Below are 3,549 nucleotides of genomic sequence, written 5' to 3'. Positions count from 1 at the left end.
AGGGCTTATGCAGATAGAAACCACTTTTTGGGCGACCCCGATTTTGTACAAATCCCCCTCGACCAACTGCTCAACAACACCTATATTGCCCAACGGATGCACGATTTTTCATTTGACAAAGCCACTAAATCTTCAGAAATTGCTGCGGGTCGAACCCAAAATACCGAAAGCAAACAAACCACACATTATTCCATTGTAGATCCCTTTGGCAATGCCGTTGCCGTAACCACAACCCTCAACGACAATTATGGCTCCAAAATATATTGCGAAGAATTAGGTTTTTTCTTAAATAATCAAATGGACGATTTTAGTGCAAAACCCGGAATACCCAATTTATATGGGCTTACAGGCTCGGAGGCCAACAGCATTGCACCACAAAAAAGGATGCTCAGCTCCATGTCGCCAACTATTGTAGAAAAAAATGACAAATTGTATATGGTAGTAGGAACTCCAGGCGGTTCTACCATCATTACGTCGGTTTTGCAAACAATCCTAAACGTGTATGAACACCAAATGACCATGCAACAAGCCGTAGATGCCCCTCGTTTTCATCACCAATGGCTGCCCGATGTGGTAACTTTTGAGCCCAATAGCTTCAATCCTCAACTGCTAATTGACTTAAAATCAAAAGGATATAACATCAACGAAAAAGAAAACCCCATCATTGGCGAGGTCGATGCTATTTTGGTGCAACCCAACGGCACACTCGAAGGCGGTGCCGACAAGCGTGGCGATAATGCAGCCGTAGGATTCTAAATTAGTCTAACACCAAAATGGATACTTTAGTCCACTGTTGCCACCCGAGCAATAGCAAACAAGCGTAGCCCATTATATTTAACAAAAAAACAAGAAAAAAAGTATTAATATTATATTTCAATAAAAAATAAAACAAAAAAATAAACCAATAAATAAGACTAATGTATAAATATAAGTAGCACAACACCCCGTTTTCAATCAACACTTGTCCCGCTATCCATTGCAATCTTTTGTTTTTTGCCCATTTCTAATAGAGGCCCCATGCACAAAAACAGCCCTTATGGAACAAACAACCCCACGAAACAAAAAACAAAAGGATTTCCATTGCTATCGGGGCTAAACAAGTCAATACCAACTTTCAAATATTCGACCCAAAAAAACAGCATTTATTTATAAATTTTCATAAAAAAAGTGGAACCAAATCCTCTTGAAATGCTAACAAAAAACTTTTCGATAACTCCATAAAGGGTGTGCATGTAATTGGTTTTAATCATGTAAATTTATAAACTTTCTTTGATTTTAATTCATTGCTTGTCTTAGAGTTGGAGTGAAACACTAGGTGTTGGCGGTAGTAGTTTTATTCAGGTTCTTCTATTTCATACATATATGGTAATATATTTTCCATCGGAATTTTTTCATTCCAATTGATTTCCACATCTAATTAATTCTGAAACATCATTTTTATGAACTTTTAGTAGATTATCTAAATCTTTAGATGTCCAATATATTTCAATAGGAATTTGAAAAGAACCAGGAGTTATGAAATCTATTTTTGCAATCACTTTAGTGCCAATTTGCTTAATTTCTAAATCCCTTAGTCCCACAATTAATTGGAAGTCATAATTTTCAAAATTTTCAATGCCTTTTCCAACACTTCCTTTTTCAAATAACTGTCTACTTAGTTCTTCTTGAAATGTCGGATGAAATTCTTCGTTTAAAAAAAGTGTCCAATCGTAAGCCATATTATCTCTTTAAGGTTCTGAACTATTACTACAAACGTCAGTCTATAAAAAAACTTGCCGTTAATTATTTTTCAAAAATAATAAAATAAGAAAAAATACATAAAAAAGAATATTGTAAAAAAATATTTTTTTTATTGTTAAAATTCATAAAAAAATATTTTTTTAAATTTAAAAAAATTTTCGTACTTAATTTATTATTCATTGGCTATAGTTTCATAATAAACACTATTGAAATGTCTAGTATATTGATCAAACAATTTTTTATTTTCGTTATATAATTTTAATGCTATTTCTTTATGTTTTTTATATTCTGCTACGTTTTTTAGTAATTTATAGATTTTACATTTATAATATTCGTTGTCAGCAAATTCGTTTATTTTGCTTTGTATATCAAAATATTTTAAAGCATTTTTCACATCGTTTGTTTCATAATAAGTTACTCCGAGTTGAAAATAATCATACAAACCAGCGGAATAACCTTTTGTATTCAATTGGTCATGGAATATTTTTATTGCTTTTTGCTTTTGATTAATTGCACTATAACACATTCCTTTTGCAAAATTCAAATGATAATCGCCATTTATTGAATATCCTATATCATAATTAACTAAACTGTCAAGTTTTTCAATGTCTTTAATTGCTCCTTTATAATCTCGAAAAAATTGATAACGACACCAAGCACGATATCCTAAATTTAAACCAAAATCTAATGCTACGGCTTTGTCTATTAAGTTTTTCCAAGTTAAAAAATCGCCACTTTTTAAATATGCTGTTGATTTTTCTCTATAAGCGTATGCAAAATTAGGGCAAATTTTAATGGAATTATCTAAAATTTCATGAAATTCTCTTTGAAATTGATTAAAATTTTCAATTTTTTCTGCTTCAATACAGGCTTTGTATTGTAAGGTATCTCCTTTGTATAAAAAGGCATTACAATTGGGTTGAGAAAACAAATAAATGGGGAAGAATATTAGTAAACAAATTAATTTTTTCATGGTAATATTTCTTTTAATTGTCCATTTTCAATTTTAAAAATCAAATATTGATAATAATCTATATCTTTTCCTTTGTATTTTTTTCCTTTCCAACCGTTTAGGTTTTTTGTAATACGCATCAATTGATCAGTTATAGTTGGAGCAAAAAATTTTTCTTCATAATTTTCGTCCATTGATATCAATCGAAATCGGTCTGTTTTTCCTTTACAATTAACAACAAAATTAATTCTTATTAACCCCGTTTCATTTATAACTATTTCAGATTTGTATTTTTCAGTAAACTCTTTTTCAATCGCCAATTTTTCTCCTTCGTATTCTAAACCATCAGAATTATTAAAGTATTGAAAAATATGTTTTGAATTGCATAATTCAAAATCTTTATTGTCAATTGTTGCATTAAATTCGATATCTCCAACATAATTTGGATAAACAGATTTATGCTCGCTTTTTTCTTGAGCTAATGAAATTAATGGAATAAATAAAAGAAAATTTAATATTTTAGTCATTGTAATTTTATTTCTTAATATGTAATTTTTTTGGTAAAATTATTATAAATATCAGTTGGTTATTCGGATGTAGTAAATTATTTTTCAAAAATAGTAAAAACTATGAAATAAAATAGCATTTATTTACAAATTTTTCATAAAAAAAGAGGAACCAAATCCTCTTAAAATGCTAACAAAAACTTTTCGATAAACCCATAAGGGGCGTGAATGTAATCGGTTTAACTCATGTATTTTTATTTTTTATAGGTATTCGTTTTCTTTCAGTTCGTTCAACACGAGTTTAACTCATAAACAATATTTTTTAGAGGTATTCGTTGATTACAATTCATT

4 protein-coding genes are annotated in these 3,549 nt (G+C 29.8%); 1 reads left to right on the top strand and 3 read right to left on the bottom strand.

Going from position 1 to position 3,549, the window contains the following annotated elements; genetic code table 11:
- On the top strand, positions 1–756 hold a 756-nt coding region (locus B0A58_RS14530; protein ID WP_207758857.1), incomplete at its 5' end, for a gamma-glutamyltransferase.
- A 635-nt stretch (positions 757–1,391) separates the two neighbouring features.
- Here B0A58_RS14530 and B0A58_RS14525 read toward each other — a convergent pair.
- From B0A58_RS14525 to B0A58_RS14515, 3 genes are all read right to left on the bottom strand, one after another.
- Positions 1,392–1,718, bottom strand: a complete 327-nt coding sequence (locus tag B0A58_RS14525; protein ID WP_089081644.1) for a hypothetical protein — start codon at positions 1,716–1,718, stop codon at positions 1,392–1,394.
- Between the two features lie 194 nt (positions 1,719–1,912).
- Positions 1,913–2,713 (bottom strand): tetratricopeptide repeat protein, encoded by an 801-nt coding sequence (locus B0A58_RS14520; protein ID WP_089081643.1) that lies wholly within the window; start codon positions 2,711–2,713, stop codon positions 1,913–1,915.
- The gene (locus tag B0A58_RS14515) at positions 2,710–3,219 is read right to left on the bottom strand and encodes a hypothetical protein (RefSeq protein WP_089081642.1); all 510 of its coding nucleotides are present in this window, start codon (positions 3,217–3,219) and stop codon (positions 2,710–2,712) included. The genes B0A58_RS14520 and B0A58_RS14515 overlap by 4 nt, the downstream gene beginning before the upstream one ends.
- Between the last annotated feature and the right edge of the window lie 330 nt (positions 3,220–3,549).

This window comes from Flavobacterium branchiophilum NBRC 15030 = ATCC 35035 (assembly GCF_002217205.1).
In the GTDB taxonomy this organism is placed as follows: Bacteria; Bacteroidota; Bacteroidia; order Flavobacteriales; family Flavobacteriaceae; genus Flavobacterium; species Flavobacterium branchiophilum.
The sequence above is the reverse complement of the archived record's forward strand: the minus strand, read 5'-3'. Positions and strand labels throughout refer to the sequence as shown.